The organism is Asaia bogorensis NBRC 16594 (assembly GCF_001547995.1).
Lineage (GTDB): Bacteria > Pseudomonadota > Alphaproteobacteria > Acetobacterales > Acetobacteraceae > Asaia > Asaia bogorensis.
Genome location: NZ_AP014690.1, coordinates 2,133,301 through 2,159,259, shown reverse-complemented (window position 1 = coordinate 2,159,259; position 25,959 = coordinate 2,133,301). Strand labels below are relative to the sequence as shown.

The window sequence follows — 25,959 nt, the reverse complement described above, 5'->3', positions numbered from 1 at the left end:
AACAGGGCTCGGGGCGGGGTGCCATGACGCGTAAAGTGAGGTGGGCATGATCGGGCTACTGACAGGTATCGTGGTAAGCACGGATACGGATCGCTGTATTCTCGACGTCAATGGCGTGGGCTATCTCGTCTCGGCGTCGAGCCGGACCCTGGCAAATCTGCCTGCGGCCCCTGAAAAGACACGACTGCTCATTGAGACCGTGGTGCGCGAGGACGCAATCCAGCTTTTCGGCTTCCTGACTTCGGATGAGCAGGAATGGTTCCGTCTGCTAACCACCGTTCAGGGTGTCGGGGCCAAGGTGGCGCTGGCCATTCTTTCTGTGGCGACACCGGGCGACCTGGTTCTGTCCATCAGCGCTGGCGACAAGGCGGCGCTGACCCGTGCGGCGGGCGTTGGTGTCCGTCTGGCCGAGCGCATCGTGACAGAGCTCAAAAGCAAGGTGGGCAAAATGCCCGCAGGCGGCGCGACTGCGGTCGGGCGTAGCGTCACGGGCAATGCAGGCTCTGTGGAAAGTGACGCGTTGCAGGCACTGGCCGGTCTCGGTTTCCGCCGCGCCGAGGCCTGGCCTGTGCTCAGTCGCATTCTGGTCGAGCATGAGGGGGCAACGCTGGACAAGGTCATTCGTCTGGCGCTCAAGGATCTGGCGCGATGACGCAAGGCATGGCCCGGTCAAATGAGACCAGCAGCAGGGGAACAGGGGCGAGAGCATGAATGACACGGATAGAGGCCCACTGACCCCCGAGCGTCGTATGGAAGATACCGATCACGGTTTGCGTCCCCAGACGCTCGATGACTTCACTGGGCAGCGGGCCAGCCGCGAAAACCTGTCCGTTTTCATCCAGGCAGCCCGCAGCCGGGGCGAGGCGCTGGACCATGTCCTGCTGCACGGGCCACCGGGCCTCGGCAAGACGACGCTGGCACAGATTGTGGCGCGCGAGCTTGGCGTGGGGTTTCGTGCCACATCGGGTCCGGTGATTCAGCGCGCGGGTGATCTTGCAGCCATTCTGACCAATCTGCAGCCCAATGATGTGCTGTTCATTGACGAGATCCATCGTCTGCAACCTGCCATCGAGGAAGTGCTCTATCCGGCGATGGAGGATTTCCAGCTCGATCTGATTATCGGCGAGGGGCCAGCCGCTCGCTCGGTGCGTATCGATCTGGCGCCTTTTACCCTTGTTGCGGCCACAACGAGGGCAGGCCTGCTTGCGACACCTCTGCGCGACCGTTTCGGTATCCCGCTGAGGCTCGTGTTCTATACGCCTGAGGAACTGCGGCTGATCGTGTCCCGTGGCGCCGCCAAGCTGGGCATGAACCTGACCGAGGAAGGGGCAGAGGAAATCGCGAGGCGCTCGCGTGGGACACCGCGTATTGCGGGCAGGCTCCTGCGTCGTGTGCGTGATTTCGCTGCTGTGGGGGCGCCGCATGACCGGGCGATCACGCGCGTGATGGCTGATGCCGCGCTCACGAGGCTTGAAGTCGATTCGGTCGGGCTGGATGCCATGGACAGGCGCTATCTCAAGCGCATTGCCGAGCATCATCATGGTGGCCCTGTCGGAGTCGAGACCCTGGCTGCGGCGCTGGCTGAGGCGCGTGACACGCTAGAAGATGTGATCGAGCCCTATCTGATTCAGGAAGGGCTTGTGCTGCGCACCTCGCGGGGGCGCATGCTTGGAGAGCGTGGCTGGACCCATCTCGGCCTTGCGGCGCCGGCCTCGGCCAGTGAGGCACAGTTCGATCTGTTGAGGGAGAGCGATGAAGGTTCATAAGATCGGTTATCGTGTCTATTACGAAGATACGGATGCGGGCGGAATTGTTTACCACGCCCGCTATCTGGCCTTTGCCGAGCGGGCACGAACCGAGGCCCTGCGTATGTCAGGCACACCCGTTTCGATGTTGCAGGAAGAAACGGGTCTCGTCTTTGTCGTAACGAAGCTTACGGTGGAGTATCTACGCCCATTACGCCTGGATGACTGGGCAGAGATCACAACCACGATTGAATCTGTTGGCTCTGCACGTTGCCAGTTGCGTCAGATCGTGTCGTGTGGCGACATGCACGCCGCCACGCTGACAGTCGAGCTGGCATGCATCATGCAGAATTCCGGGCGGCCTGCCCGAATTCCGCCGCGATGGCGTGCATCCTTGGAGGCATTGTCGAGCCAGACCTGAGGACAGGCGGCATGTGATGATGCGTGACGATTCGGGATAGGCGCGTATGAGGCATGCACTGTATAGGCGTGACGCAGAACGAAGCCTCAGGAGGTTTTTTTGGATCGAGCGGTAAATGCGGCTGACCTTGGGGCCGCCGCTTCTGGTTTGTCACCGTTGGACTTGTTCCTGCATGCATCCATCGTGGTGCAGCTGGTCATGGTGGGGCTGATCTTGTGCAGCGCCTTCGTCTGGGCCGTGATCATCGAGAAGATCATCCTGATTCGCCGCGTCAATCGCGAAGCGACGGAATTCGAGGATCGTTTCTGGTCTGGCGGCAGCCTGGAGGATCTTTACGATTCCGACGGGGCTAAGCCGCTCCACCCGATGGCTGCCGTCTTTGGTGCGGCCATGGGCGAATGGCGCCGCTCCGCCCGCATCACGGGGATCGATCTGGCGCGCGGTGGTGTGCGTGATCGCGTGGATCGCGCGATCAACATCACGGTCGCCCGTGAAATGGATCGGCTGAGCCGTCGCGTGGTGGCTCTCGCCACGATTGGTCCCGTTGCCCCGTTTGTCGGTCTATTCGGCACGGTGTGGGGCATCATGCATGCCTTCGGCTCGATCGCGGCCATGCACAACACGAACCTCGCTGTTGTGGCTCCCGGTATTTCCGAAGCCCTTTTCGCAACGGCAATTGGCCTCGTCACAGCAATTCCGGCCTATGTGGCTTATAACGTGACCAGCTCTGCCCTTGATCATTTCGCTGAGCGCATGGATGCGTTCGGTACCGAATTTGCCGCGATCCTGTCGCGACAGTCGGAAGAGCGGAGCTAAGACCCATGGGCATGTCTGCAGGGGGCGGCCCCGCACGCGGCCGCAGGCGACGCCCGGCGTCGGAAATCAACGTCACACCGCTGGTGGACGTCATGCTTGTGCTGCTCATCATCTTCATGGTGACAGCCCCCATGATGACGAGCGGCGTGAATGTGGATCTCCCCAAGACCGATGCCAGCCCGCTCAATGCTGATACCAAACCCATAACGGTCTCGATCAAGGCCGATGGTGGGACCTATCTGGGAGATGACCCGGTTTCGGCCGACCAGCTCGTCGCCCAGCTTCAGCAGGCCGCACAGAACGACAGGGAGCATCGCATCTTCGTCCGCGCTGATGCTCATATCAATTACGGACAGGTGATGGACATCATGGGGAAGATTACCTCAGGTGGCTTCACGCACGTGGCGCTGCTCGCCCAGCAGCCCGCCGCGGGCCAGTAACCAGAGGAGAAGCAGCCTTGCTGCGTCCCCGTCGGTCCGATGTCCGGCGCTTCCGCTATGCGCTGGGAGCGTCGGTTGCAGCGCATGCGCTGTTCATCGGCTTCCTTCTCGTGCGGCTGCCCATGAGCAAGCCCCCCGAGCCCCCCGAACCGCCGCCAATCGAGATGGCTTTCGAGGATTCCGGTCCTCCTGCCACGCCGCACAAGGCCGATACGCCAGCACCCAAGCCAGCGCCGGCGCCAGCCCCTACGCCGACAGACGCGCCGCCCGCTCCGACGCCGCCGACTCCTCAGCCTGTGGAGGAGCCGCCACCACCTGCGCCGCCGCCGCCGCCCGTTCCGCCTCCGGCGGAAAGCAAGACGCCGCCTCTGCCTGACGTGAAGACACCGCAGAAGATGGTTGACGACTCGGCCGAGCCTATCAAGGCCTCGCCGCCCAAGCCGTCTCCCCCTTCCGCTTCGAAGCAGGTTGCGCCGCCTTCGCCCCAGACACAGCCAGTGGATAAGCTGCCTGAAACGCCGACCTTCTCGCATATCACGCAACCCAATGCGGCGAAGAAGACCCAGGCGGATTCGCACTCGCTGCTCGCGACACTCGATGCGTTGCGCGCTGACCAGAAGCAGACGCATCCGCCGAAGGCGCGCGCCAACCCGCAGCAGGGCGGGGCGCCCAACGGGGGTGGTGCGCCGAATGGCGACATCACCAACGCGCTGAGTTCTGCCCAGCAGAAGGCGATTGGTGGCTCGGTGCGCCGTTGTTATTCGGAAGATACCGAAGCGCGTAATTATGCCTCATTTAGCGCGCATCTGATCGTGACGATCGATGCGACCGGAGAGGCGAGAATGGCGCGTTTTGCTCCCGACACCCAGGCGAAGGCAGCTTCCGACCCGTCCTATCGGGCGCTGGCCGAGCGTGCACGCGATGCCGTGCTCAGCCCGACCTGCTCGAAACTTCCCATCCCCTCGAACCTTCTGGGCAAGACGCACGAGCTCAAATTCGTGTTCCGCCCCTGAGGTTTTCAGGTTCATGATCCTCCCAGACCGCAAGAGACCCGCATTCATGTCACGCGATACGTTCAGTTTCGACAGGCCCCTGCTGACCGACGACCAGGCGCAGAGCCTCTCCTCCTTGTTCTCACGACGCTCGGTTCTCGGCGCGTCCCTTGCTGCTGGTGGTCTGTTGGCCACGCCGATTGGCGCCTTCGCGCAGAATGCCGCTGGCAATGCGCCCGGCGAGGCGGAGATCACTGTTGATCAGGCCCGTACCGCTCCTATTCCCATCTCCATCCCGTCTTTCGGTCCCGGACTGGGCGAGCAGATCACCAGTGTGGTCTCTGCCGATCTCGACAGTACCGGCCTGTTTACGATCCTGCCCGGCTCCTCTGGCACGCCGGATTTTGCCGCGCTCAAGGCGCAGGGTGCACGTGCCGCTGTCACGGGGAGTGCTGCGGGTTCGAGCAGCACGCGCGTCGAGATGCGTCTGTGGAACGTTCTGACAGGTGAGCAGATCCAGGGCACGGCCTATACGGCTTCAGCTGGCAACTGGCGTCGCATCGCCCATACGATTGCTGACGTGATCTATGAGCGCATGCTGGGTGAGAAGGGCTATTTCGATACGCGCATTGCGTATATCGCCCGTACTGGCCCGCGCCATCACCAGATCACGCGTCTTGCGGTGATGGATCAGGACGGCGCCAACAGCCACATGCTGACCTCGGGTCAATGGCTGACGCTCACACCGCGTTTCAACCCGGTGCGCGACCAGATTGCGTTCATGTCCTACGCCAATAACCGTCCGCGCGTTTATACGTTTGATCTCGGCTCGGGCAGCCAGCGTATGTTGGGTGAATTCGAGGGCATCTCCTTTGCGCCCCGTTTCTCCCCCAATGGCAGCCAGGTTGTGCTCTCTGCAACGCGTGGTGGCGGGTCGGACATTTTCGTTGTCGATCTGGGTTCGGGCTCCAAGCGCCAGATTACTAATTCCGGTGCGATCGATACGAGCCCGTGCTTCAGCCCTGACGGCAGCCAGATCGTGTTCAACTCTGACCGTGGTGGATCGCCGCAGCTCTACATCATGAGCCCTTCGGGCGGCGGCGCGCGTCGTATCTCCTACGGTCATGGCACGTACGGGTCGCCGGTCTGGTCGCCCCGTGGTGATGTGATTGCCTTCACCCGTATTGCCAATGGTCGCTTCTCGCTGGGCGTGATGGGGCCGGACGGAACGGGAGAGCGCATCCTGACCGAGGGCTTTACGGTCGAGAGCCCGACCTTCTGTCCGAATGGTCGCGTTATCGCCTTCTGCCGCCAGTCGGCAGCAGGGGCGGGGGGCGCCGGATTCTCTAGCGGAATCGGCACGATCGATATCACAGGATTCCATGAGCGTCCCGTACGCACCAGCACGGGCGCTTCTGATCCGGCCTGGTCGCCGCTTCAGGGCTGAATTAAGCCGTGAGGCTGTGTCTCTGACGCCGCTTTTTGTGGCGTCGGAGACACTAATTCTGAATTTCTAATGAAATCCACGCGACTTGGTGCGCGATGGTAGTCATGCCGCTTGACCGCGCTTCGCGGGAATGAGTATGGCCGATCTTGGTCGTCGGGATCGGTAAGGCCCAATGGTTATGGTAACCAGCAAGCAAAACGGGAACTCCGACCTTCGTAATTAGTTGTCGTCACGCTTCCTGGTCCCGGATGGGGACTATATTCAGGGTTGGCAAAAATGAATTTCAAGCTTCTCGGTGCGCTTGGCCTTGCAGTCGTTCTGGCTGCATGCTCGGACGAATCAAACAAGGGTGCATCGACCGGTGCAGGCGCAACGGCTCAGGAAACCGGCGCTGCGCCCGGTAGCGAAGCCGATCTGGTCGCCAATGTCGGCGATCGCGTCTTCTTTGACCTGAACCGCAACACGCTCTCCAGCGACGCGCAGGCAACTCTGGACAAGCAGGCAGCATGGCTCGCCCGCTACCCGCAGGTCAGCGTCGAAATCGCTGGTAACTGCGATGACCGTGGCACGGAAGAGTACAACATTGCGCTTGGCCAGCGTCGTGCAAATGCGGCTCGTGACTATCTGGTTGCCAAGGGCGTTGCTCCTTCGCGCATCACTACGATCTCCTACGGCAAGGACCGTCCGACCGCTGATGGTGACGACGAGCAGGCATGGGCTCAGAACCGTAACGCGATCACCTCGGTCAAGTAATCGGTTCGAGGCTGCCGGGTTGTTCGTGGTTCTGACCTGATTTTTCACGTCAGCGCCTCGACAACCTGCCAACTCTGACGATTGATTCTCCTCTGTTTCCTGCAGGGGACGAATTCGGATCTGACGAAACCGGCTGGTGCTTCGGCATCGGCCGGTTTTGTTTTATGGAACGTCTGATTTACAAGTTCTTTTGAGCTATACGGCGAGGGATCATGCGCGGCATGATGCCAGCCATCACGATCTGACCGAAGGATGCGCCATGCGCGGTGCCCGAGTTTCCCGCTTCCTCATTCTCTCAACCGTCGCCGCTGCAACAGGGTTGGGGCTCTCGTCTGCACAGGCTCAGGTCACGAGCCGCGAGGGTATCGCGCTGCAAAACCAGATCCAGCAGCTCTCGCAGCAGCTTCAGCAGGTGCAGTCCAGTGCATCCTCCGTGCCGGTGAGTGGCAATGCCGCACCTGCCGTCAGTTCAGGCAACGGCGATCTCGTTTCCCAGCTTCTGCAGCGCGTCTCGACGCTCGAGAACGAGAACCGGGAGATGCGCGGAGAGCTCGATCAGCTGACCAACCAGGTGCAGACGCAGAATGCGACGCTGACCAAGCAGATTGGCGATATGCAGTTTGCCGCGCAGAATGGAGCCGGTGGCGCTGCCGCAGGCGCTGCATCCAGTGCCGGTGCCGTGACTGCGCCAGCCACTTCCACTGCGCCACCCGCAGCGCCCGCGGATAAACCGGCGACCGCGCTGGATTTGCTCAAATCCGGTCAGGCTGCCCTTAAGAGCCGTGACTATGCCACGGCACAGAGCAACGCCGAGCAGGCGCTGAAACTGGCCAAGACGGCCAATGGGAAGCTCGAATCCCAATTTCTGCTCGCCCAGTCTCTCGCGGGGCAGAAGCAGTATCGCGACTCCGCGGTTGCCTATTACGACGCGTATAATCGCTCCCCCAAGTCCACGCGCGCGCAGGAAGCCCTGCTTGGCGTCTCCGCCTCCATGCTGGCAATGGGCGACAAGAACTCGGCCTGTCAGGCCCTGCAGAAGCTCGATTCCGAGTTTCCTTCGCCCACACCGCGCGTGAAGGCTGCCGTCACAAGCTTCAAGGGCCGTGCCAACTGTCACTGAACGGGCTGATGCCTGAAGATGAAATTGTGGACCGGCCCTCCCATCCGGGTGCAGGGGCCATCGCGGCGGGGGAGTTCGCGGCCCTCATGCAGGGCTTCGGGGCTTTTCCATGTGATGAGCCCCGCTTTCCACTCGGTGTCGCAGTTTCGGGTGGTGCAGATAGTCTCTGTCTCGCCTGGTTGCTGCGACGCTGGCGCCGTTCCCTCAGGGCGTTTGTCGTCGATCATGGGTTGCGGGAAGGCTCCGCAGCCGAGGCTGCGCTGACAGCGTCCAGACTTGAGGCGCTCGATATCCCCGTGAGCGTTCTGTGCATTCAGGCGCTCGATGGCACGCGACGATTGCAGGAGACCGCGAGGGCGGCCCGTTATCAGATCCTTGCCGAGGCCTGCGCCGCCCATGGTATTCTCGATCTTGCATTGGGGCATCATGCCGGCGATCAGGCGGAGACCTTCCTCATGCGCAAAGCGCGTGGCAGCACACCCTATGGTCTTGCTTCCATGGCGCTCAGTCGTGAGACGCCGCATCTGCGCTATCTTCGCCCTCTGCTGTCGATTGCGCCGGAGCGGCTTCGTGCCACACTGCAGGCGCAGGATATAGAATGGGTGGAGGACCCCAGTAACCAGAAACGATGCTTCGAGCGTGTCCGTATACGGCAGTATATGAACGCCGCAACGCGGTGCGAAACGCTGGTTGAGGCAGGTATTTACGGAGCGCTACGCAACAGGCGATCGGAGGCCGCTGCACGTTGGCTCGCCTCGATCCGTCTTGATCCTGCCGGATATGCCGTGATGGCGGCTTTACCCGATGACCCGGCCCTCCTGGGGCAGCTCTGGCAGATGATATCCGGCGCGACTTATCCTCCCTCTCCATCGGACCTAGCCGGATTGATCGCGTCGCCGCGTGCTATGACGCATTCAGGGGGTATCCTGTTTAAGGCAGGGCGGTATGGCGAGGGGTGGATCCTGGCACGCGAGGCAGCGGCGATCCGCGCGCAGTCAGCCTTGTATCAGGGGCTCTGGTGGGACCGGCGATTCAAGGTGCGGGGTGCGCCGATGCAGCCCGGGCTGAGTGTCGGCGCCCTGGGGCCGGAATCACGCCGCTATCGTCACCATCCATTGCCCTCTCGGGTGTTGGCCGCTGTTCCGGCCTTATGGCGAGGCGGCAGCGTCGTGGGTGTACCGACGCTGGGTGAGGGCATTTCACGGGACTGGCCCGGCTTCGAAGTCGCGTTCGAGCCTGCCGTGAGCCTGAGTGACCGGTCAAGATGGCCAGATTACCGGGAAACCGTGAAAACTTGATCGTCAGGGGGTGGGAACGTCCCCTCAAATGCTTATGTTATGAAAAAGATCAGCGCTGTTGTCGGTTCAGGGCAGCAGACGGGGCTACCGACGCCGACGTCTCTCCTCTGGAGGCACGCCGGCCGCATGGCCTGGCACCTGTTATTTGGAAACAATAGAGACCGTGATGAACAATTTTGGCCGCAATCTGGCACTCTGGGTGATCATCATCGTTCTGGCGTTGTTGCTCTTCCTGGCGTTTCAGCCCACGGGAAGCCAGCACGCGGCGCAGCAACTCGCCTATTCCGATTTCGTAACCGATATCGATGAAGGCAAGGTGCGCTCTGTCGTTGTGCAAAACCAGAACATCACAGGCACCTTGAAGGACGGCACGTCATTCGAGACCTATGCGCCGGTCGACCCTGGCCTCGTGCCACGGATGACGGGCAAGGGCGTGGAGGTTGTTGCGAAGCCGCTTGACGCGGATGGCAGCCCCATCCTGCGCGCGGTCACGAGCTGGCTGCCGATGATCTTCCTCCTGGGTATCGGTATCCTGTTCTTCCGGCAGATGCAGTCTGGCAGTGGCCGGGCCATGGGCTTTGGAAAGTCGCGTGCCCGCCTTCTGACCGAGAAGCAGGGACGCGTCACATTTGACGATGTGGCCGGCATTGACGAGGCGAAAGCCGAGCTTGAGGAAATTGTCGAGTTTCTGAAGGATCCGCAGAAATTCACCCGCCTGGGCGGCAAAATTCCTAAAGGCGCGCTGCTTGTTGGACCGCCGGGTACGGGTAAGACCCTGCTTGCGCGTGCTATCGCGGGTGAAGCCAACGTGCCGTTCTTCACGATCTCCGGTTCGGACTTCGTCGAGATGTTCGTGGGTGTCGGCGCTTCACGTGTGCGCGACATGTTCGAGCAGGGGAAGAAATCGGCACCGTGCATCATCTTCATTGACGAAATCGATGCCGTTGGACGCCATCGCGGCGCAGGTCTGGGTGGCGGCAATGACGAACGCGAACAGACCCTCAACCAGATGCTGGTGGAGATGGACGGCTTCGAGAGCAATGAGGGTGTGATCCTCATCGCGGCGACAAACCGTCCTGACGTGCTCGACCCTGCCTTGCTCCGCCCCGGTCGTTTCGATCGTCAGGTCGTGGTGCCGAACCCGGATGTTGCAGGGCGTGAGAAGATCCTGCGCGTCCATATGCGCAAGGTACCGCTGGCGTCGGATGTTGATCCCAAGGTGATCGCCCGTGGTACGCCGGGATTCTCCGGTGCCGACCTTGCCAATCTGGTCAACGAGGCCGCTCTGCTCGCTGCCCGTTTGGGCAAGCGCACCGTGGCAATGCTCGAATTCGACAATGCCAAGGACAAGGTTCTGATGGGCGCCGAACGTCGCTCACTGGCCATGACCGAGGACGAGAAGAAGAAGACAGCGTACCATGAAGGGGGGCATGCCATCTGTGCGCTACTGACTGCCGGTTCCGATCCTATCCACAAGGCGACCATCATTCCGCGTGGCCGTGCGCTTGGCATGGTTCAGATCCTTCCGGAAGGTGATCGTCTGAACATGAGCCGGACCCAGCTCAAGGCGCAGCTCGTGCTGGCCATGGGTGGCCGTGCTGCTGAAGAGATCATCTTCGGCGCCGAGAATGTCGAGACCGGTGCCTCTGGTGACATCAAGATGGCGACGAATTACGCGCGCCGCATGGTCACTGAGTGGGGCATGAGCGAGAAGCTCGGCATGGTCGCTTACGGGGATAATGGTCAGGAGGTATTCCTGGGACACTCCGTGACGCAGAACAAGAACGTGTCCGAGCAGACTGCGATGGAAATCGATCGCGAGATTCGGGTTTTGATCGATACGGCGTATCGTCAGGCTCACGCGCTCTTGCTGGAGCATATCGATGCGCTGCACCGGGTCGCCAAGGCGCTTCTGGAATATGAAACGCTGTCTGGTGATGAGGTCGCACGTGTGCTGCGCGGTGAGAAAATTACCCGTATTGAGGTGGATGATTCGGCCCCCGAAAACCGGCGCTCATCAGTGCCTACAGTCAAAGCCAAGACGGGAGGGTCAACCGAAGCACTGGATCCGTCGCCGCAAGCAGGCTGAGGCTCGCAACTATTGAGGAGAGGGGGCGCAAGCCCCCTTTTTTCGTATGGCGCGGTGTGCTTGAAGAACCTCATGTCTCGCGCAGAAGCAAGCGACAGGAAGGGCGATCATGAGCAAGCAATCCAGTACAGGCCGCAAGCTGTTTGGCACTGACGGTATCCGAGGCGAGGCCAATACTTTTCCCATGACCGTGGACGTTGCCCTCCGCCTTGGGCAGGCAGCCGGTCTCTATTTCCGTCGTGGTGCCCATCGTCACAGCGTTGTACTTGGCAAGGACACCCGCCTCTCGGGTTACATGATTGAGAGCGCCCTCGTATCAGGCTTCCTGTCGGCTGGTATGGACGTCATCCTTGTTGGGCCTCTGCCCACACCGGCCATTGCGATGCTCGCACGCTCCTTGCGCGCCGATCTGGGGGTCATGATTTCGGCCTCGCACAACCCGTTCGGGGATAACGGGATCAAGCTGTTCGGTCCTGATGGCTTCAAGCTCTCGGATGAGGTCGAGGCAGAGATCGAGTCCATGATGGCCCAGGATCTGACGAATCAAATGGCCTCTCCTGAAGAAGTGGGTCGTGCGTCGCGCCTCAACGATGCAGCCGGGCGCTATATCGAGTCGGCCAAGGCAGCCTTTCCCAAGGGATCACGACTCGACGGCCTGCGTATCGTGCTCGACTGCGCCAATGGAGCGGCGTATCGCGTAGCCCCGGCAGCCCTATGGGAGTTGGGTGCCGAAGTCATCAAGATCGGGTGCGAGCCCAACGGGGTGAATATCAACGCGGCTTGCGGATCAACCCACCCGGAGACCTTGCAGCGTGCCGTGCTGGAGCATGGTGCCCATCTCGGGATTGCGCTCGATGGAGATGCCGACCGCCTGATCGTCGTCGACGAGAAAGGCCAGATTGTGGATGGGGATCAGATCCTTGGTCTGATCGTGTTGTTCCTCCAGAAGAACGAGCGTCTTGGCAGCAATGACGCTGTCGCAACGATCATGTCCAATCTCGGTCTGGAAAAGAAACTCGCCGGGCATGGGATCACGCTACATCGCACAGCGGTCGGTGATCGCTACGTGGTTGAGAAGATGCGCGAGCAGGGGATCAAGCTTGGTGGCGAGCAGTCAGGCCATATGATCCTGTCCGATTTCGCAACCACCGGTGACGGACTGATTGCTGCGTTGCAGGTCCTCGCAGTGCTGGTTGAGGAAGGGAGGCCAGCCAGCGAGATCCTTCGTGTATTCGAGCCGTATCCCCAGCTGTTGCGCAATGTGCGTTATCAGGGAGGCGATCCGCTCTCGACTGATGTGCTGGCACAGGCGAGGAAGGCGGCGGAAACGCGTCTTGGAAGCACTGGTCGTCTGGTACTGCGCAAGAGTGGAACGGAGCCGCTCATCCGTGTCATGGCCGAGGCCGAAGACCCCGCTCTTGTCGAGGAAATTGTCGCTTTGATCTGTGATGCCGTTCAGCGAGCCGTCGCTGCCTGATGCAAGGCCGGGTCCTCATTGTAGCAGGCAGCGATTCCGGTGGAGGCGCCGGAATACAGGCCGATATCAAGACGGTCACCGCACTGGGCGGCTTTGCCATGACGGCCCTGACCGCCGTGACCGCGCAAAATACGTCAGGCGTGAGCCGGATCGAGTATATGGCGCCCGATATGGTGGCAGAGCAGATGACGATGGTGCTCGAGGATATCGGCGCTGACGTCATCAAGCTCGGGATGCTCGGCAATGCGGGCATCATGGAGGCTGTGGGCCAGGTTCTGGCCAAATACCCCTCCATCCCCTGTGTGATTGACCCTGTGATGGTCGCCACGAGCGGCGCGAAATTGATGGCCCCGGATGGTGAGGTCGCCTTGGCGCGGCTCTATAAGCGCTGTTTCATGCTAACGCCCAACCTGCCGGAACTTGAGGTGCTTCATGGTGATGCCCTGTCCTGCAGGGATGACATGCTTGAGGCCGCGCGGGGGCTGGCTCGGTCACAGGGGATCGAATGGGTTCTGGCAAAGGGTGGCCATCTTACAGGGCCACATTTGACGGATATCCTTGTGCATAGGGAAACCACACGCTTTTACACCGATGAACGGATCGAGACGCTTCACACTCACGGCACAGGGTGCACTCTAGCCAGCGCGATCGCTACCGGTCTTGCGCAGGGGCTGGATGCTCCGGCGGCGGTGACGCGGGCGCGTCATTATGTCCGGCAGGCCATCTTGCAGGCACCCTCCTATGGAAAGGGAACTGCCCGCCCGATGAACCATCTTCCTTCGTCAGAGCGCGGGCTGTAGCGCTCCAAGAGAATGCTGGGATGGCTCCGTAACCGGGACCACAGAGACAGGCTTGTTTTCGTCACGCAGAACGTAACCCCGACCCCAGACTGTGCCAATCATCTGGCCCGCGCCAAATTGCTGCAATTTGCGCCGTAGCTTGCAGATGAACACGTCGATGATCTTCATTTCAGGCTCGTCGATGCCACCATAAAGGTGGTTGAGGAAGGCGTCCTTCGTCAAAACATTCCCACGCCGTAGCACCAATAGCTCCAGTATGGCGTATTCCTTGCCGGTCAACTGCACAGGATTGCCATTGACCGATGCACTCTTTGCGTTGAGGTCGAGCGAAAGCGGTCCTACCGTCATGACCGTTGTGCTGAACCCTCTTGACCTGCGCAGTACAGCCTGAAGTCGCGCCAGCAATTCGTCAGTATCGAACGGCTTGGTGATGTAGTCATCGGCTCCGGCATGAAGTGCCTTTATCTTGGCCTGGGGGCGCGTCATTCCGCTCAGGACAATAATCGGGGTCTGGATTTGGGTTTTACGGACCCGTCGGATGACTTCATATCCTTCCAGATCTTCGAGTGTCAGTTCTGTAAGGGCAAGATCATAATCATAATGGCGCAGCATATCGATTGCTTCATGCCCGGTCTGGGCATGATCAACAGTAATACCGCCCTGTTTGAGTGTTTTGATCAGCGCTTGAGCTGTAGCTTGGTCGCTTTCCACAAGAAGGAGGCGCATCTCATCAATCTCCAGGGTTGATGAGTCGTAGTTACTACCTAAGGTTGCTGTCGGCAAGAAAAATACTTGTTTAACGGCAAAACATTTCTTGGTGTAGGTAACGAGTCTTTAACGGATTAATCTTACAATTTCTCTGAAACAGGCTTTCGAATCCTCGGGTAAATCGAAGCTGTATCTGAGGTTTGTCGGAGTGTTTTATAGTTTTGATTACACTAACATATAGATTATTTAACGGCCGTTAACGAGCCTCGACCTAAGCTCGTCTTGTAGAGAGCGCCGCGACACACGGGATGCGCGCACAGGTTGTATTTTCAAGCGCCTATTCTTCATTGATCACTCCAACGGCATGTGCCTTTGATCGTGAAATTAACTAACCTCGGCTGCTCAACGATGGCGATGTTGATGATTTCGTCATGTATTTTGGCAAGTCACGCGCGTCGACGGGCCGGTAATGAGAAGTGAGTGCCGTGCGAATCAGAAAGAGCACCCGGCTGCAAAGATGGCATGAGATGATGGATCGGGCGCAGGCCCTGACTGCGGTCCTGCGACGAGAGACCGGCGTACGGCGCGCCAGGCGTAATGCCGAGGCCGAAATCGTCAGTGCCGAGCGCAATGTGCTGGCTTCCAACGATGAGGACAGCGCCGTTGAAGGGTTCGTCAACTGGCTTCCAGAAGCCCGTGCGTCGATTGAACGGGCGAGACTCGCGGAGCGCGAGGTCGCCATTGATGTTGCCGTGGCGTATCAGGCATTCATACAGGCGCGCGCCGCTATCAAACGCTCGCAAACAGGAAGCACGACTGAGGGGACGGGGCAGGGAGAGGCTGAAGCTTTGAGCGATGCCCCCAAAGCATAAGCGCCTTGCAGGCCGGTTGGGCCTATGTCTAGAGGCTGAACGTCTCGGGGTGTCGCTGACGCAATCCGATAATGCTGAGGCAGTGCGTTTTCAGGCCGCGTCAGTCGTGAGCCACGGGCGACTGCCAATGATGACGCACGCAACCGGGTGGGTGGCGTCGCGGAGGAAAGAGAGATAGGTTGGTCCACCATCGTCGAACAGGTCGGTGCGGGCGCTCAGGATGGCGCTGACCACACCGGCTTCACGCGTTGCAAGGGTTTCGGCGGCATGACCCATAAGGCGCTGCACGGCCTTCTCGAGGGCGGTAAGAAGATCACCGCTGTCCCTGCCACACGCACCAAAACGCGCCCGCGTACGATCCCAGTCTTCGCGGGAGATGAACGCCGGAATACCATTCTCAGGTGTCTGACGCTCCGCCCGTAAAAGCTGTCCCGTTTGCGCCAGGCCGAGGATATCGGCCTCGGGCAGGGTTGCCGGGTCGAGGGCAAATTCCTTCATGTCTGCTACTTTCTGCTTCAAGGATATCCGGACCTGGCGTGGCCCGGATATGACCTTCAGGATGCCCGGTTCAGTTATCCTGACCCTGCATCTGCCCCGGTGGTGTTCCCATAGCCTGCATCAGTGTAGTCACCTGATCCGGATGGGCGTGAAAGAGGGCAATATTGGCCGGGTTCGGTGCAGGCAGACCAGCGGGCAGAGGCTGACCATTTGTCGCAGCAACTGTCATCCCGAAGGCGGTCATGCCCATCACGAATGTCTCTGGCGTGAAGCCGTGTGCGCTCAGGATGGCAGGCAAACCCGGGATGGATTGCATCTGGGCGATTGTCGCCCGCAGCGATATCTGGGTGGAGTTGGGCGGTCGGATATTGGCCGCCTGAAGCGCCTGCACGGTCTGGGCTGCACGCGGCATGAAGTCGGCAGGCAGGGGATAACCCAGCCCTGCCTCGATATCCTGCCTCATTTCGGGCGGGATGCTCTGCTGGCTCTGCGCACCACCAGGCGCGTTCTGCGCCAAGGCGTTGGTTGCTACCAGAGAAGGTGAGGCGCCAAGCGCAAAGCCTAGCGCAGCGAGTTTTGTCAGGTGCATTCTCATCATACCCACGCTCCCTTGCGCATCAGCGGTGTCGCTGTGCCGTCGTCAGCCAGACCATCGAGGTCGATCTTGTCCGAGCCGATCATCCAGTCGATATGGATCATGCTTGTATTGGCACCGCGGGCAGCGAGCATTTCAGCCGAGGCCCCTTCGGTGTCGAACAGGCATTTGGTGTAGGCCTGACCAAGCGCAATATGGCTCGAGGCATTTTCATCGAACAGCGTGTTGCGGAACAGGATGCCGGTGTCCGAGATGGGCGAAGCATGGGGCACCAGAGCCACTTCGCCAAGGCGGGCGGCGCCTTCATCTGTTTCCAGAATCCGGCGCAGCGCATCTTCTCCCTTGCCAGCGTGGGCCTCGATGATACGCCCCTCAGCAAAGGTCACGCGGATTTCGTCGATCAGCGTGCCCTGATGGAAGAGCGGCTTGGTGCTTGAAACGTGCCCGCTCACCCGATGGCTGTGAGGAGTCGTAAAGACCTCTTCGGTCGGGATATTCGGGTTGCAATCGATCCCGTTTGTCGTGCGCTCGGCACCGCCCGCCCAGGCATGACCATCTGCAAGACCCACAGTCAGATCCGTGCCGGGGCCGGTGAAGTGCAGGGCATGAAAGCGGCGCTCATTCAGCATCGCCGCCTTGGCATGCAGGGTTGCATTATGCTGTTTCCAGGCGATGACAGGATCAGCAGCATCCAGTCGGGACGAGGCAAATATGGCGTTCCAGAGTCGATCCTGCGCTTCCTGTGTCGGCAGATCGGGAAAGACCTGCGCCGCCCAGCTGGCTGTTGCATAGGCAACAATCGTCCAGTTGGTGTCAAAGCGCGTGATGATCTCCATGGCCTCACGGCTGGCACGCGATGCAGCGCGGCTTGCGCGCGACACACGGGCCGGATCCTGCCCGTTGAGCAGGGTCGGGTTACTGCCGGTAATGGCCAGACGCGCGGCACCTTCCCGATAGGCCCGTGCAATGCCATCCGCCATCCACTGGGCGCTCTTGTCGAGGCTCTCATCGGAAGCAAAGCGGTAGCGTGCCAGCGTTGCCTCATCATCGGCATATTGCGTGGTGACGAGGCTCGCGCCGGCGCGATAGGCGTGCTCGGTGATGCGGCGCACCAGCGAGACGGCCTCAAGCGGCGCTGAAATCACCAGTTCCTGGCCGGGCTGGAGATTCAGCCCGATACGAACGGCAACTTCGCCGAGTCTGTCGAGACGCTCGGTGAATGAGAGGGTGGCTTCAGACATCACGTTTCTCCTGCGGGGCAAGCCTTTGTTCGACTCCGGGTCGGCGCCCTGCTCACCTCGGGTGAGGGGCGCCTGATCGAACGAGATTACTCGCCAAATGTCTCGGCATGATGGGCGCGGCGCGGCGCACGGCGCTGACGCTCGTTGCGCTGTGCCTTGTCCTGCGTCGCGGGTTTGTCATTGCGTGGCGCGGTACGGATCTCGACCTCGAGTTCGCGGATACGACGTTGCACACTTTCCTTCAGCGAAGGCGATGTATGCGGCTTCATTGTCGCGAGCGTTTCCTTGAGGTCACGCAGCTGCTTCTGCTTCTCGGCCAAGTTGCGCCGGATGGGCTGGTTGTCTGAAAGCTGTCCTGTGTACGAACGCATCGTAAAATCTCTTTATCTGCCCGGTCAGCCCGGGACTCGTTTTTCGGCATGGAACCAGACCGACGACTCATCGCGCCGGGCCAGCCCCGTCATGTGAAGGTCAGAAGGGTGACTGCGCTGACACTCAGCGCGCGGTCAGACCCATTGAAGCAAGCGCCTCGATCAGGCGGCTCATCTCATCATCCGTGCCGATCGTGATGCGAAGCCAGTCGCGTATGCGAGGGGCACTCAGCTGCCGGACGATGATGTGGCGCTCCCGAAGCCCGGCCAGCAGATCGCCAGCTTTGTGCGCGGGATGGTGCACCAGAACGAAATTGGCACAGGAGGGCAGAATGTCAAAGCCCAACCCGCTCATGGCCTGCACAAACCTGTCGCGGCTCGCCATAACCCGCCCGGTGGTCGAAATCAGCCAGGCCGTATCGGCAATGGCGGCAGAGGCCCCGGCCTGGGCGAGGCGGCTGAGCGGATAGGAGTTGAAACTGTCCTTGACCCGGATCAGTCCCTCAATCAGGTCCGGGTGGCCTATGGCGTAACCAACCCGCAATCCGGCTAGGGCGCGCGACTTCGAAAGGGTTTGCACGACCAGCAGATTGTCATGCTCCCGGGTGAGGGACACAGCGGACTCGGCGCCAAAATCGACATAGGCTTCGTCGATGATGATGGTGCGGTCAGGCTGCAGCGTTGCAAGGCGCGAGATCGCCCCGAGTGACAGGGCGTGCCCGGTATTGGCGTTAGGATTGGCAATTGCGATGCCGCCGCACGGGATGGCATAATCCTCGATGTCGATCTCGAAGCGTTCGTTGAGCGGTATTTCCTGATAGGGTTGACCGAACAGACCGCAATAGACGGGATAGAACCCGTAGCTCACATCGGCAAAGAGCATGGGCGCTTCCGGTGCGATCAGCGCCCGAAAGGCATGGGCCAGCACTTCGTCAGACCCGTTACCGACAAAAACGCGCTCCGGCACCGTGTCATAGACCGACGCGATGCTCTGGCGCAGATCACGGGCTGTGGGGTCCGGATAGAGCCGCAGGCTATCGTTGCAGCCTTCCTGCATGACGCTCAGCGCGGCCGGGCTCGGTCCATAGGGAAGCTCGTTGGTGTTGAGCTTGAGGATATCAGTGAAATGCGGCTGCTCGCCCGGGATATAGGGGTGCAGATCCGCAACCAGCGGGTTCCAGAACCGGCTCATGAGAAATCCGCTTCGCTTGAGGTGAAAAGATGGCTCTGCCCATGCGATTCCGCGATATCGAGCACGGACAGGCCTTCTGCATCACGATGGGCAGGATTGGCACCCTTCGAGAGCAGAAACCGCACCATATCCTGACGTCCGAACATGACGGCAAACATGAGCGGCGTGCGGCCCAGATGGCTGGGTATATCGAGACTGGCGCCTGCGCTGACGAGCAATTCGGCCACGGCAAGATGCCCCTTGAAGGCGACCCCCGACAGGGCTGTCGCACCTTTTGCATCCTGCATGTCAGGGTTGGCGCCGCGTTCAAGAAGCAGCGCCGTCGCGGGCAGGACGCCATTATAGGCCGCTACGATCAAAGCCGTGTAGCCGCGGCTGTCCTGTGCATCGACTGTCATGCCTGCATCGAGAAATTGCGTCAGCATGTCGGTGTCGTCCACGCGGGCGGCATCGATGAAAAGCGCGGTGATCTGTTCTGGCGAAAAACTGCCTGCCGGCATCATCTCGGTCATCGTGGGGTGGAGACTCTCATTCCTGAACTGGCGCGGTCACGGGGATCGCAGAGAGAAATCATAGCCGAGCCCCGGTCGATCCGAAAGAAGCCCTGTAGATTTAGATGGCTCGTGTCCTGTGGTGACTTGCCCTCTGATGCTGCGCTCGAAGCGCACCTTGCGAGGTAGTCGGGCGATGCAGCGAGCCTGTTTGGTTCGGCCAATGGGCAGGGGGCTAAGGGCTGCTATCCATCAGATGGACCTTTGCAAATGGTGGGCTCGCTTGTGTGGTGCCATCGCTCGATTGCTGATGGTTGTCGTCTGCTCGAGAGCCATCTGGAGATCGCGCGGAGCGTCTCGTGGGTCATTGGGTGCCGATGCGAGGCAGCACGAGATAAAGCGCCCCAAGCCGTTGATTCAGGGCCGGAAGCAGGTGGTATCGATACCGGGCGACCGGGCGCCTCAGAGGGTGGAAGAACACCTTGTTGCATGGCTCTGCTGACGCGGGGTGCGCCCAAGGGGGCGCCATCACGGGAGCGAGGATAGCAACGCCTTATCATTCCTTTGCCATGATGATGCACCCGACCCGTAAACGCGTGAATGGACCGGCACCTTCCCGGCGCTATGCGTGTTGATCGTCACAAGAGGGTGGTCTGGCTGGAATTCGCGTTCGCGGGAAGTGGATGATGGGGAGCTCTCCAACCAAGTGCGCGTCGGGGCGAAGTGTTGAAGTGGCTGGCGGCGCGAGGGGCAAGCTGGTGCAGTCCCTCAAAGCGCCCGCTACCCGGTCGCCTCAGCGCAGAACGACCTGTGTAGGACATATGAGTTTCACGACGGCCCGGCCAGCAGCGCCCTCTGCGAGAAAAGTGAAACAGACGGGCGTCAGGTTGGTGAGCCGCCCCGTCTCGATTTCGTCGCTCATCATGAAGATCGTATGACAACCCCGGCGGAGCCACCGACACGCCTTGGATGGGCCGTTGGGCGGGGAAAAGCGATAAGAGGCGGGTTTACAGCAACTCCATCCATCGTTGCGCGGCCCCAGTTGCGACCGCGTCGCGGCAAATGCTGCAAATTTTCGTGTAGTCGAGCAGTCGTGATGGTTTTGGCTCTAGCACAATGTGGGCAATGGGCGCTTTATGCGCAACGCAATGTATTGCCTGGCCGGTAGGCTTCAGTCTGGTTTCAATGCTGTCGGGAATTTGAGGCAATATGTGCAGTCCAGCGGAACATCGCGCTGACCAGGGCGTATGGTCAGGGTGTTTGGAAACCGCCTCCCCACGGTGCGCCGTGCAAGGTGAGGGTGGTCGCTGACTCTGCATGGTCGCCGATACGAAAAGGATCCCCGATGGGGTTGTCTCGGACAGCAAACCGGTCTTGAACATTGGTGTCTGTCCGGCTGATGGTTTTCCATCGCAGAGAGTTAATTCGGAGGTCGATTTTTGATGCGTTCTTGTAGCAACCCGTCCGCGTTCGGCGCGGAAACCGGTGGAGCGGCCGGCGCCAGTGTCTCTGACATCGCGCAGCTGAGCATCAACACCATCCGCACCCTGTCGATGGATGGTGTGGAAAAGGCCGACTCAGGCCATCCGGGAACGGCCATGGCGCTGGCTCCTGTCATGTACACCCTCTGGCAGAACGACCTGAAATACGATCCGGCCGATCCGCTGTGGCCTGGCCGCGACCGTTTCGTGCTGTCCGTCGGTCACGCGTCGATGCTGCTGTATTCGACGATTTACCTGACCGGCATCCGCGATGTGGTGAAGGACAAGGTTCTCGACAGCCCGTCGCTGACCCTCGAAGATCTCAAGCAGTTCCGTCAGCTGAATTCCAAGACCCCTGGTCATCCGGAATTCCGCCACACCTCCGGCGTTGAGACCACCACCGGCCCGCTGGGTCAGGGCTGTGGCAACTCCGTCGGTATGGCAATGGCCGAGAAGTATCTCGCTGCCCATTACAACCGCCCCGGCTTCGATCTGTTCGACTACCACACCTATGTGTTCTGTGGTGACGGCGACATGATGGAAGGCGTTTCATCTGAAGCGGCTTCGATGGCGGGTCACCTGGGTCTGGGCAACCTGATCTGGCTGTATGACTCCAACCAGATTTCGATCGAAGGTTCGACCGATCTCGCCTTCACGGAAAACGTGGCTGAGCGTTTCCGCGCCTATAAGTGGCACGTGGTGACGGTCAACGATGTCAATGACATCGCCGCTGTCAGCAAGGCTCTTGAGGAAGCCCGTTCGGTCAAGGATCGTCCGAGCCTCATCGTGATGCACACGGTGATCGGTTTCGGTGCGCCCAAGAAGGCCGGTACGGCCTCTGCCCATGGCGAGCCGCTTGGCGAAGAAGAAATCGCCGGCGCGAAGAAGGCCTATCACTGGCCCTGGACCGATGCTTTCCATGTGCCGGAAGGCGTTCTGGAGCACTTCCAGGAAGGCCTCGGCAAGCGCGGTGCCAAGGCTCGTGCGGAATGGCATGCGCTGTTCGACCGCTACACCAGCGAATATCCGAAGGAAGCCGCCGAGCTGCGCGCGATCTTCGAGCGTCGTCTGCCGGAAGGCTGGGACAAGGATATTCCGGTTTGGGAAGCCGACGCCAAGGGTGTTGCCTCGCGCGCCAGCTCGGGCAAGCTGATCAACGCCGTCGCCAAGAACATCCCCTGGATGATCGGTGGTTCGGCTGACCTTTCGCCCTCGACCAAGACGAACCTGACCTTCGAGGGCGCTGGTTCGTTCCAGCCGCCGCAGTGGGGTGGTACTTATGGCGGCCGCAATGTCCATTTCGGCATTCGCGAACACGCCATGGGGTCGATCTGCAACGGTATGGCGCTGGCTGGCCTGCGCACCTACGGTTCGGGCTTCCTGATCTTCTCGGATTACATGAAGGCCCCGATCCGTCTGTCGGCTCTCATGGAGCTGCCGGTCATCTACATCTTCACCCATGACTCCATCGGTGTTGGTGAAGACGGTCCGACACATCAGCCGATCGAGCAGCTGGCCCAGCTGCGCGCCACACCTGGTATCATGACCATTCGTCCCGGCGACGCCAACGAAGTGTCTGAAGCCTGGCGCACCCTGATCCCGCAGACGCACAAGCCTGCCGTGCTCGTTCTGAGCCGTCAGAACCTGCCGACGCTGGACCGCAGCAAGTATGCCTCCGCCGCTGGCGTGGCAAAGGGCGCTTATGTCCTGGCAAGCTGTGAAGGCAAGCCGGATGTGATCCTGATGGCTTCTGGTTCGGAAGTCTCGCTGGTGGTTGACGCCTATGAGAAGCTGACGGCCGAAGGCATCAAGGCCCGCGTCGTTTCCTTCCCGTCCTTCGACCTCTTCGAGGAGCAGGATCAGGCCTATAAGGACAGCGTGCTGCCGCCGGACGTCAAGGGACGTGTGGCTGTTGAACAGGCTGCCGCTTTCGGGTGGGATCGTTACACCGGCATCGGCGGTTCGATCATCGCGATGAACAGCTTCGGCGCCTCGGCACCGCTCAAGAGCCTTCTCACCAAGTTCGGCTTCACGCCGGAGAAGGTTTACGACGCGGCCCGCGAGCAGGCTGCCCGCAAGTAAGACGACTACCGGGGCCTGACCGCTTCCTCGGCGGTCGGGCCTTTCGGGGCCCTAGCGTGCTTTGGCCCCCTCAATTTGAGGTCAGGGTCGGAAGGCCGACCTGAGCTGAGACGGGTGTCCACAGGGAACCCGTCAGGTGGACAGACAGGAGTACGTCATGGACGTCGAACAGAAGCAGGGTGCCGCCACGAGCGGGAACCCGCTGCGTGACCTTTCCAAATTTGGCCAGTCACCCTGGCTGGACTTCATCCAGAGATCCTATACTGCCGATGGCAGCCTGAAGAAGCTGGTGGACGAAGATGGCCTGCGTGGCGTCACTTCCAACCCCGCCATCTTCGAGAAGGCCATGGGGTATGGCACGGATTACGACGCCCAGATCAAGGATCTGCTGGCGAAGGAAATCCTCTCCCCCGGTGAGCTTTACGAGAAGCTGGCCATCACCGACATCAAGGCAACCGCCAAGGTCATGCACCCGGTATTCGTGCAGACCAAGGGCCTCGATGGTTATGTGAGCCTTGAGGTTTCGCCTTATCTCGCTTTCGACACCAAGGCCACGGCTGACGAAGCCCGCCGTCTGTGGGCTGCCGTGAGCGAAGAAAACCTGATGATCAAGATTCCGGGCACGCCTGAAGGTGTTCCGGCATTCCAGGAAGTTACCTCGGAAGGCATCAGCGTCAACGTCACGCTTCTTTTCTCGCTCGAAGCCTACAAGAACGTTCTCGAAGCCTACATCAAGGGCCTTGAGATCCGTCATGCAGCGGGCAAGGATATCAGCAAGATCGCCAGCGTGGCGTCGTTCTTCGTGTCGCGCATCGACGGCAAGATCGATGGTGCCATCGACCGCCGCGTGAAGGAAGGCGACAAGGATGCCGAGGCGCTGAAGGCTCTGCGTGGCAAGGTTGCCATCGCGAACGCCAAGGTTGCCTATCAGCACTATCTCGAAGTGACCGCTTCCGAGCGCTGGAAGAAGCTGGCCGCTGCTGGCGCTCAGCCGCAGCGTCTGCTCTGGGCCTCGACGGGCACCAAGGACAAGACCTTCTCGGACGTTCTTTATGTTGAAGAGCTGATCGGTGAGGACACGGTCAACACCATCCCGCCCGCAACCTTCGATGCCTTCCGTGATCATGGCAAGCTGCGCGCCAGCCTGACCGAAAACGTGGAAGATGCCTTCAAGGTGCTCGAGCAGCAGGCCAAGCTCGGCCTCGACCTCGATGGCGTCACCAAGACCCTTGTAACAGAAGGCTGCGCTTCGTTCTGCGACGCTTTCGACCAGCTGCTTGGGGCGGTAGCAAACAAGCAGGCCACGTTTCTCGGGTCCAAACTGATCGAGCAGAAGGCCGAACTACCGGCCGATCTGAAAGCCGCCTCTGATGCGGTTCTCGAAGACTGGCGCAAGACCGGCAAGGGCCGCAAGCTCTGGGCCAAGGACGCCTCTGTCTGGACTGGCGGTGACGAAGCCAGCTGGCTGAAATGGCTCGATATCGTCGATGAGCGTCTGGCTCATGCCGCCGAGCTCGAAGCCTTCGCCAGCGAAGTCAAGGCCAAGGGCTTTAGCGATGTGCTGCTGCTCGGTATGGGCGGTTCGAGCCTCGGCCCGGAAGTGATTTCGGAGACCTTCGGCCAGATCGCAGGCTTCCCCAAGCTGCACGTGCTCGACAGCACGGACCCGCAGCAGGTGAAGACGTACGAGAATGCTGTTGACCTGAAGAACACGCTTTTCATCGTCTCGTCTAAGTCGGGCGGCACGCTGGAGCCGAACATTCTGAAGGCCTACTTCTTCGCCGCTGCCGAAAAGGCGCTCGGCTCGGCCCCCGGCAAGCATTTCGTTGCCGTGACCGATCCTGGCTCGCATATGGAGCAGGTGGCAAAGGGCGATGGCTTCTGGAAGACCTTCTACGGTGAGAAGCAAATTGGTGGCCGTTTCTCCGTGCTGTCCAATTTCGGTCTCGTCCCCGCAGCGGCCGCTGGTCTGAACGTTCGTGCGTTCCTCGAATCGGCTTTGCGTTCCGTAAAGGGCGCTTCGGCCAGCACCCCGCCGGCGCAGAACACGGCGCTTCAGCTCGGTGCCATCCTTGGCGCGGCCGCAACGAAGTTTGGTCGTGACAAGGTGACGATCATCGCTTCGCCTGCGATCTATGACCTTGGCGCGTGGCTTGAGCAGCTTCTGGCTGAATCGACCGGCAAGAAGGGCACTGGCCTGATCCCGATTGATGACGAGACCCTCGGTGCGCCGGGCGTTTACGGCAAGGATCGCGTCTTCGCCTATCTGCGCCTGACGGATGCGCCTTGCCCGAACCAGGAAAAGGCCATTGCCGCTCTCGTTGCCGCTGGTGAGCCGGTTGTGACGATCGACCTGGCTGACAAGCTCGATATCGCCCAGGCATTCTTCCATTGGGAGTATGCCACGGCCGTTGCGGGCTCGGTGCTGGCAATCGATCCGTTCGATCAGCCGGATGTCGAGTTCAGCAAGATCGAGACCAAGAAGCTCACGACCGCCTTCAACGAGACGGGCAAGCTTCCGGCCGAGACGCCGTTTGCAACCTCGGGTGCGTTCGAGTTCTTCGCTGACGACACCAATGCCAAGGCATTGGGCGGTGGCGATGCGCTTGCAATCCTGAAGGCGCATTTCGGTCGTGTGAAGGCTGGCGACTACGTGGGTGTTCTCGCCTATGTGGAGCGTGATCTGAAGACGCGCGAGTGGATCCAGAACGTTCGCCTCAACCTGCGTGACCAGCTCAAGGTCGCAACGGCAGCCGAATTCGGCCCGCGCTTTCTACATTCGACCGGCCAGGCCTATAAGGGCGGCCCTGATAGCGGTGTGTTCCTTCAGATCACGGCAGATGATCATGCCGATCTCGCTGTGCCGGGTGAACGCTTCACGTTCAGTGTGGTGAAGGCAGCTCAGGCGCGCGGCGATTTCGACGTGCTGTCCGAGCGTGGCCGTCGCGCCCTGCGTGTGCATATCAAGGGACCGCTTGAAGCTGGCCTCGCCGAACTGGCGACGGTCATCAAGAAAGCCGTCTGAGACTG

General features: G+C 60.6%; 23 protein-coding genes. 16 read left to right on the top strand and 7 right to left on the bottom strand.

The annotated features are described in order from the left end of the window. Nucleotides 1-46 precede the first annotated feature (46 nt). From ruvA to thiD, 13 genes are all read left to right on the top strand, one after another. A complete protein-coding gene (gene ruvA / locus Asbog_RS09660) occupies nt 47-652 on the top strand; it encodes a Holliday junction branch migration protein RuvA (protein ID WP_062164987.1) in 606 nt (201 codons plus the stop codon). Nucleotides 653-707: 55 nt separating this feature from the next. After that, complete coding sequence (gene ruvB / locus Asbog_RS09655) at nt 708-1,766, top strand: Holliday junction branch migration DNA helicase RuvB (protein WP_035443911.1); 1,059 nt, start codon at nt 708-710, stop codon at nt 1,764-1,766. Then, nucleotides 1,753-2,166, top strand: a complete 414-nt coding sequence (gene ybgC / locus Asbog_RS09650; RefSeq protein ID WP_023978582.1) for a tol-pal system-associated acyl-CoA thioesterase — start codon at nt 1,753-1,755, stop codon at nt 2,164-2,166. Before ruvB ends, ybgC begins: the two co-directional genes overlap by 14 nt. A 147-nt stretch (nt 2,167-2,313) precedes the next feature. Beyond that, the gene (gene tolQ, locus Asbog_RS09645) at nt 2,314-2,982 is read left to right on the top strand and encodes a protein TolQ (protein ID WP_369794225.1); all 669 of its coding nucleotides are present in this window, start codon (nt 2,314-2,316) and stop codon (nt 2,980-2,982) included. A gap of 5 nt (nt 2,983-2,987) precedes the next feature. Then, nucleotides 2,988-3,422: a protein TolR gene (tolR, locus tag Asbog_RS09640; RefSeq protein WP_062164986.1), complete on the top strand. Its 435-nt coding sequence runs from the start codon at nt 2,988-2,990 to the stop codon at nt 3,420-3,422. Nucleotides 3,423-3,439: 17 nt separating this feature from the next. Then, on the top strand, nt 3,440-4,435 hold the full coding sequence (locus Asbog_RS09635; RefSeq protein ID WP_062164985.1) for a hypothetical protein: 996 nt from the start codon (nt 3,440-3,442) through the stop codon (nt 4,433-4,435). A gap of 46 nt (nt 4,436-4,481) precedes the next feature. Beyond that, nucleotides 4,482-5,861, top strand: coding sequence for a Tol-Pal system beta propeller repeat protein TolB (gene tolB, locus Asbog_RS09630; protein WP_062164984.1), 1,380 nt, complete (start codon nt 4,482-4,484; stop codon nt 5,859-5,861). Between the two features lie 276 nt (nt 5,862-6,137). Next, nucleotides 6,138-6,614 (top strand): peptidoglycan-associated lipoprotein Pal, encoded by a 477-nt coding sequence (gene pal, locus Asbog_RS09625; protein WP_023978578.1) that lies wholly within the window; start codon nt 6,138-6,140, stop codon nt 6,612-6,614. A gap of 259 nt (nt 6,615-6,873) precedes the next feature. Beyond that, entirely contained in the window at nt 6,874-7,734 is an 861-nt protein-coding gene (locus Asbog_RS09620; protein ID WP_062165860.1) for a tetratricopeptide repeat protein, read from the top strand. 8 nt (nt 7,735-7,742) lie between these two features. Further along, nucleotides 7,743-9,032, top strand: a complete 1,290-nt coding sequence (tilS, locus tag Asbog_RS09615; RefSeq protein ID WP_062164983.1) for a tRNA lysidine(34) synthetase TilS — start codon at nt 7,743-7,745, stop codon at nt 9,030-9,032. A 166-nt stretch (nt 9,033-9,198) separates the two neighbouring features. Continuing rightward, on the top strand, nt 9,199-11,121 hold the full coding sequence (ftsH, locus tag Asbog_RS09610; protein ID WP_062164982.1) for an ATP-dependent zinc metalloprotease FtsH: 1,923 nt from the start codon (nt 9,199-9,201) through the stop codon (nt 11,119-11,121). 109 nt (nt 11,122-11,230) lie between these two features. Then, nucleotides 11,231-12,598 (top strand): phosphoglucosamine mutase, encoded by a 1,368-nt coding sequence (gene glmM, locus Asbog_RS09605; protein WP_062164981.1) that lies wholly within the window; start codon nt 11,231-11,233, stop codon nt 12,596-12,598. Then, a complete protein-coding gene (gene thiD / locus Asbog_RS09600; RefSeq protein WP_062164980.1) occupies nt 12,598-13,398 on the top strand; it encodes a bifunctional hydroxymethylpyrimidine kinase/phosphomethylpyrimidine kinase in 801 nt (266 codons plus the stop codon). The genes glmM and thiD overlap by 1 nt, the downstream gene beginning before the upstream one ends. Here the strand turns inward: thiD and Asbog_RS09595 are convergent. Next, nucleotides 13,381-14,124, bottom strand: coding sequence for a response regulator transcription factor (locus Asbog_RS09595; RefSeq protein ID WP_035443908.1), 744 nt, complete (start codon nt 14,122-14,124; stop codon nt 13,381-13,383). The two genes, thiD and Asbog_RS09595, sit on opposite strands and share 18 nt — an antisense overlap. 509 nt (nt 14,125-14,633) lie before the next feature. Here Asbog_RS09595 and Asbog_RS09590 point away from each other — a divergent pair. Further along, on the top strand, nt 14,634-14,978 hold the full coding sequence (locus Asbog_RS09590) for a hypothetical protein (RefSeq protein ID WP_062164979.1): 345 nt from the start codon (nt 14,634-14,636) through the stop codon (nt 14,976-14,978). Between the two features lie 90 nt (nt 14,979-15,068). Here Asbog_RS09590 and Asbog_RS09585 read toward each other — a convergent pair whose 3' ends face one another. The 6 genes from Asbog_RS09585 to Asbog_RS09560 all read right to left on the bottom strand — a co-directional run bounded on the left by Asbog_RS09585 (nt 15,069) and on the right by Asbog_RS09560 (nt 19,387). Beyond that, a complete protein-coding gene (locus tag Asbog_RS09585; protein ID WP_062164978.1) occupies nt 15,069-15,476 on the bottom strand; it encodes a hypothetical protein in 408 nt (135 codons plus the stop codon). 70 nt (nt 15,477-15,546) lie between these two features. After that, nucleotides 15,547-16,074, bottom strand: a complete 528-nt coding sequence (locus Asbog_RS09580) for a hypothetical protein (RefSeq protein ID WP_146926367.1) — start codon at nt 16,072-16,074, stop codon at nt 15,547-15,549. After that, nucleotides 16,071-17,312: an aminopeptidase gene (locus Asbog_RS09575; protein WP_062164977.1), complete on the bottom strand. Its 1,242-nt coding sequence runs from the start codon at nt 17,310-17,312 to the stop codon at nt 16,071-16,073. Before Asbog_RS09575 ends, Asbog_RS09580 begins: the two co-directional genes overlap by 4 nt. Nucleotides 17,313-17,398: 86 nt before the next feature. Beyond that, the gene (locus tag Asbog_RS09570; protein ID WP_023978569.1) at nt 17,399-17,683 is read right to left on the bottom strand and encodes a hypothetical protein; all 285 of its coding nucleotides are present in this window, start codon (nt 17,681-17,683) and stop codon (nt 17,399-17,401) included. A gap of 124 nt (nt 17,684-17,807) precedes the next feature. Further along, nucleotides 17,808-18,875, bottom strand: a complete 1,068-nt coding sequence (locus tag Asbog_RS09565; RefSeq protein ID WP_062164976.1) for a pyridoxal phosphate-dependent aminotransferase — start codon at nt 18,873-18,875, stop codon at nt 17,808-17,810. Beyond that, nucleotides 18,872-19,387, bottom strand: coding sequence for an ankyrin repeat domain-containing protein (locus Asbog_RS09560; RefSeq protein WP_062164975.1), 516 nt, complete (start codon nt 19,385-19,387; stop codon nt 18,872-18,874). Before Asbog_RS09560 ends, Asbog_RS09565 begins: the two co-directional genes overlap by 4 nt. A 1,421-nt stretch (nt 19,388-20,808) precedes the next feature. Here Asbog_RS09560 and tkt point away from each other — a divergent pair. Continuing rightward, the gene (gene tkt / locus Asbog_RS09555) at nt 20,809-22,929 is read left to right on the top strand and encodes a transketolase (protein WP_023978566.1); all 2,121 of its coding nucleotides are present in this window, start codon (nt 20,809-20,811) and stop codon (nt 22,927-22,929) included. Between the two features lie 157 nt (nt 22,930-23,086). Next, nucleotides 23,087-25,954 (top strand): bifunctional transaldolase/phosoglucose isomerase, encoded by a 2,868-nt coding sequence (locus tag Asbog_RS09550; RefSeq protein WP_062164974.1) that lies wholly within the window; start codon nt 23,087-23,089, stop codon nt 25,952-25,954. Nucleotides 25,955-25,959: the final 5 nt, after the last annotated feature.

What these genes read in the sequence shown, in the direction of transcription:
- ruvA (WP_062164987.1), top strand. Translation starts at nt 47, where the DNA reads ATGATCGGGCTACTGACAGGTATCGTGGTAAGCACGGATACGGATCGC.
- ruvB (WP_035443911.1), top strand. Translation starts at nt 708, where the DNA reads ATGAATGACACGGATAGAGGCCCACTGACCCCCGAGCGTCGTATGGAA.
- ybgC (WP_023978582.1), top strand. Translation starts at nt 1,753, where the DNA reads ATGAAGGTTCATAAGATCGGTTATCGTGTCTATTACGAAGATACGGAT.
- tolR (WP_062164986.1), top strand. Translation starts at nt 2,988, where the DNA reads ATGGGCATGTCTGCAGGGGGCGGCCCCGCACGCGGCCGCAGGCGACGC.
- tolB (WP_062164984.1), top strand. Translation starts at nt 4,482, where the DNA reads ATGTCACGCGATACGTTCAGTTTCGACAGGCCCCTGCTGACCGACGAC.
- pal (WP_023978578.1), top strand. Translation starts at nt 6,138, where the DNA reads ATGAATTTCAAGCTTCTCGGTGCGCTTGGCCTTGCAGTCGTTCTGGCT.
- Asbog_RS09620 (WP_062165860.1), top strand. Translation starts at nt 6,874, where the DNA reads ATGCGCGGTGCCCGAGTTTCCCGCTTCCTCATTCTCTCAACCGTCGCC.
- tilS (WP_062164983.1), top strand. Translation starts at nt 7,743, where the DNA reads ATGCCTGAAGATGAAATTGTGGACCGGCCCTCCCATCCGGGTGCAGGG.
- ftsH (WP_062164982.1), top strand. Translation starts at nt 9,199, where the DNA reads ATGAACAATTTTGGCCGCAATCTGGCACTCTGGGTGATCATCATCGTT.
- glmM (WP_062164981.1), top strand. Translation starts at nt 11,231, where the DNA reads ATGAGCAAGCAATCCAGTACAGGCCGCAAGCTGTTTGGCACTGACGGT.
- thiD (WP_062164980.1), top strand. Translation starts at nt 12,598, where the DNA reads ATGCAAGGCCGGGTCCTCATTGTAGCAGGCAGCGATTCCGGTGGAGGC.
- Asbog_RS09595 (WP_035443908.1), bottom strand. Translation starts at nt 14,124, where the DNA reads ATGCGCCTCCTTCTTGTGGAAAGCGACCAAGCTACAGCTCAAGCGCTG.
- Asbog_RS09590 (WP_062164979.1), top strand. Translation starts at nt 14,634, where the DNA reads ATGATGGATCGGGCGCAGGCCCTGACTGCGGTCCTGCGACGAGAGACC.
- Asbog_RS09585 (WP_062164978.1), bottom strand. Translation starts at nt 15,476, where the DNA reads ATGAAGGAATTTGCCCTCGACCCGGCAACCCTGCCCGAGGCCGATATC.
- Asbog_RS09580 (WP_146926367.1), bottom strand. Translation starts at nt 16,074, where the DNA reads ATGATGAGAATGCACCTGACAAAACTCGCTGCGCTAGGCTTTGCGCTT.
- Asbog_RS09575 (WP_062164977.1), bottom strand. Translation starts at nt 17,312, where the DNA reads ATGTCTGAAGCCACCCTCTCATTCACCGAGCGTCTCGACAGACTCGGC.
- Asbog_RS09570 (WP_023978569.1), bottom strand. Translation starts at nt 17,683, where the DNA reads ATGCGTTCGTACACAGGACAGCTTTCAGACAACCAGCCCATCCGGCGC.
- Asbog_RS09565 (WP_062164976.1), bottom strand. Translation starts at nt 18,875, where the DNA reads ATGAGCCGGTTCTGGAACCCGCTGGTTGCGGATCTGCACCCCTATATC.
- Asbog_RS09560 (WP_062164975.1), bottom strand. Translation starts at nt 19,387, where the DNA reads ATGACCGAGATGATGCCGGCAGGCAGTTTTTCGCCAGAACAGATCACC.
- tkt (WP_023978566.1), top strand. Translation starts at nt 20,809, where the DNA reads ATGCGTTCTTGTAGCAACCCGTCCGCGTTCGGCGCGGAAACCGGTGGA.
- Asbog_RS09550 (WP_062164974.1), top strand. Translation starts at nt 23,087, where the DNA reads ATGGACGTCGAACAGAAGCAGGGTGCCGCCACGAGCGGGAACCCGCTG.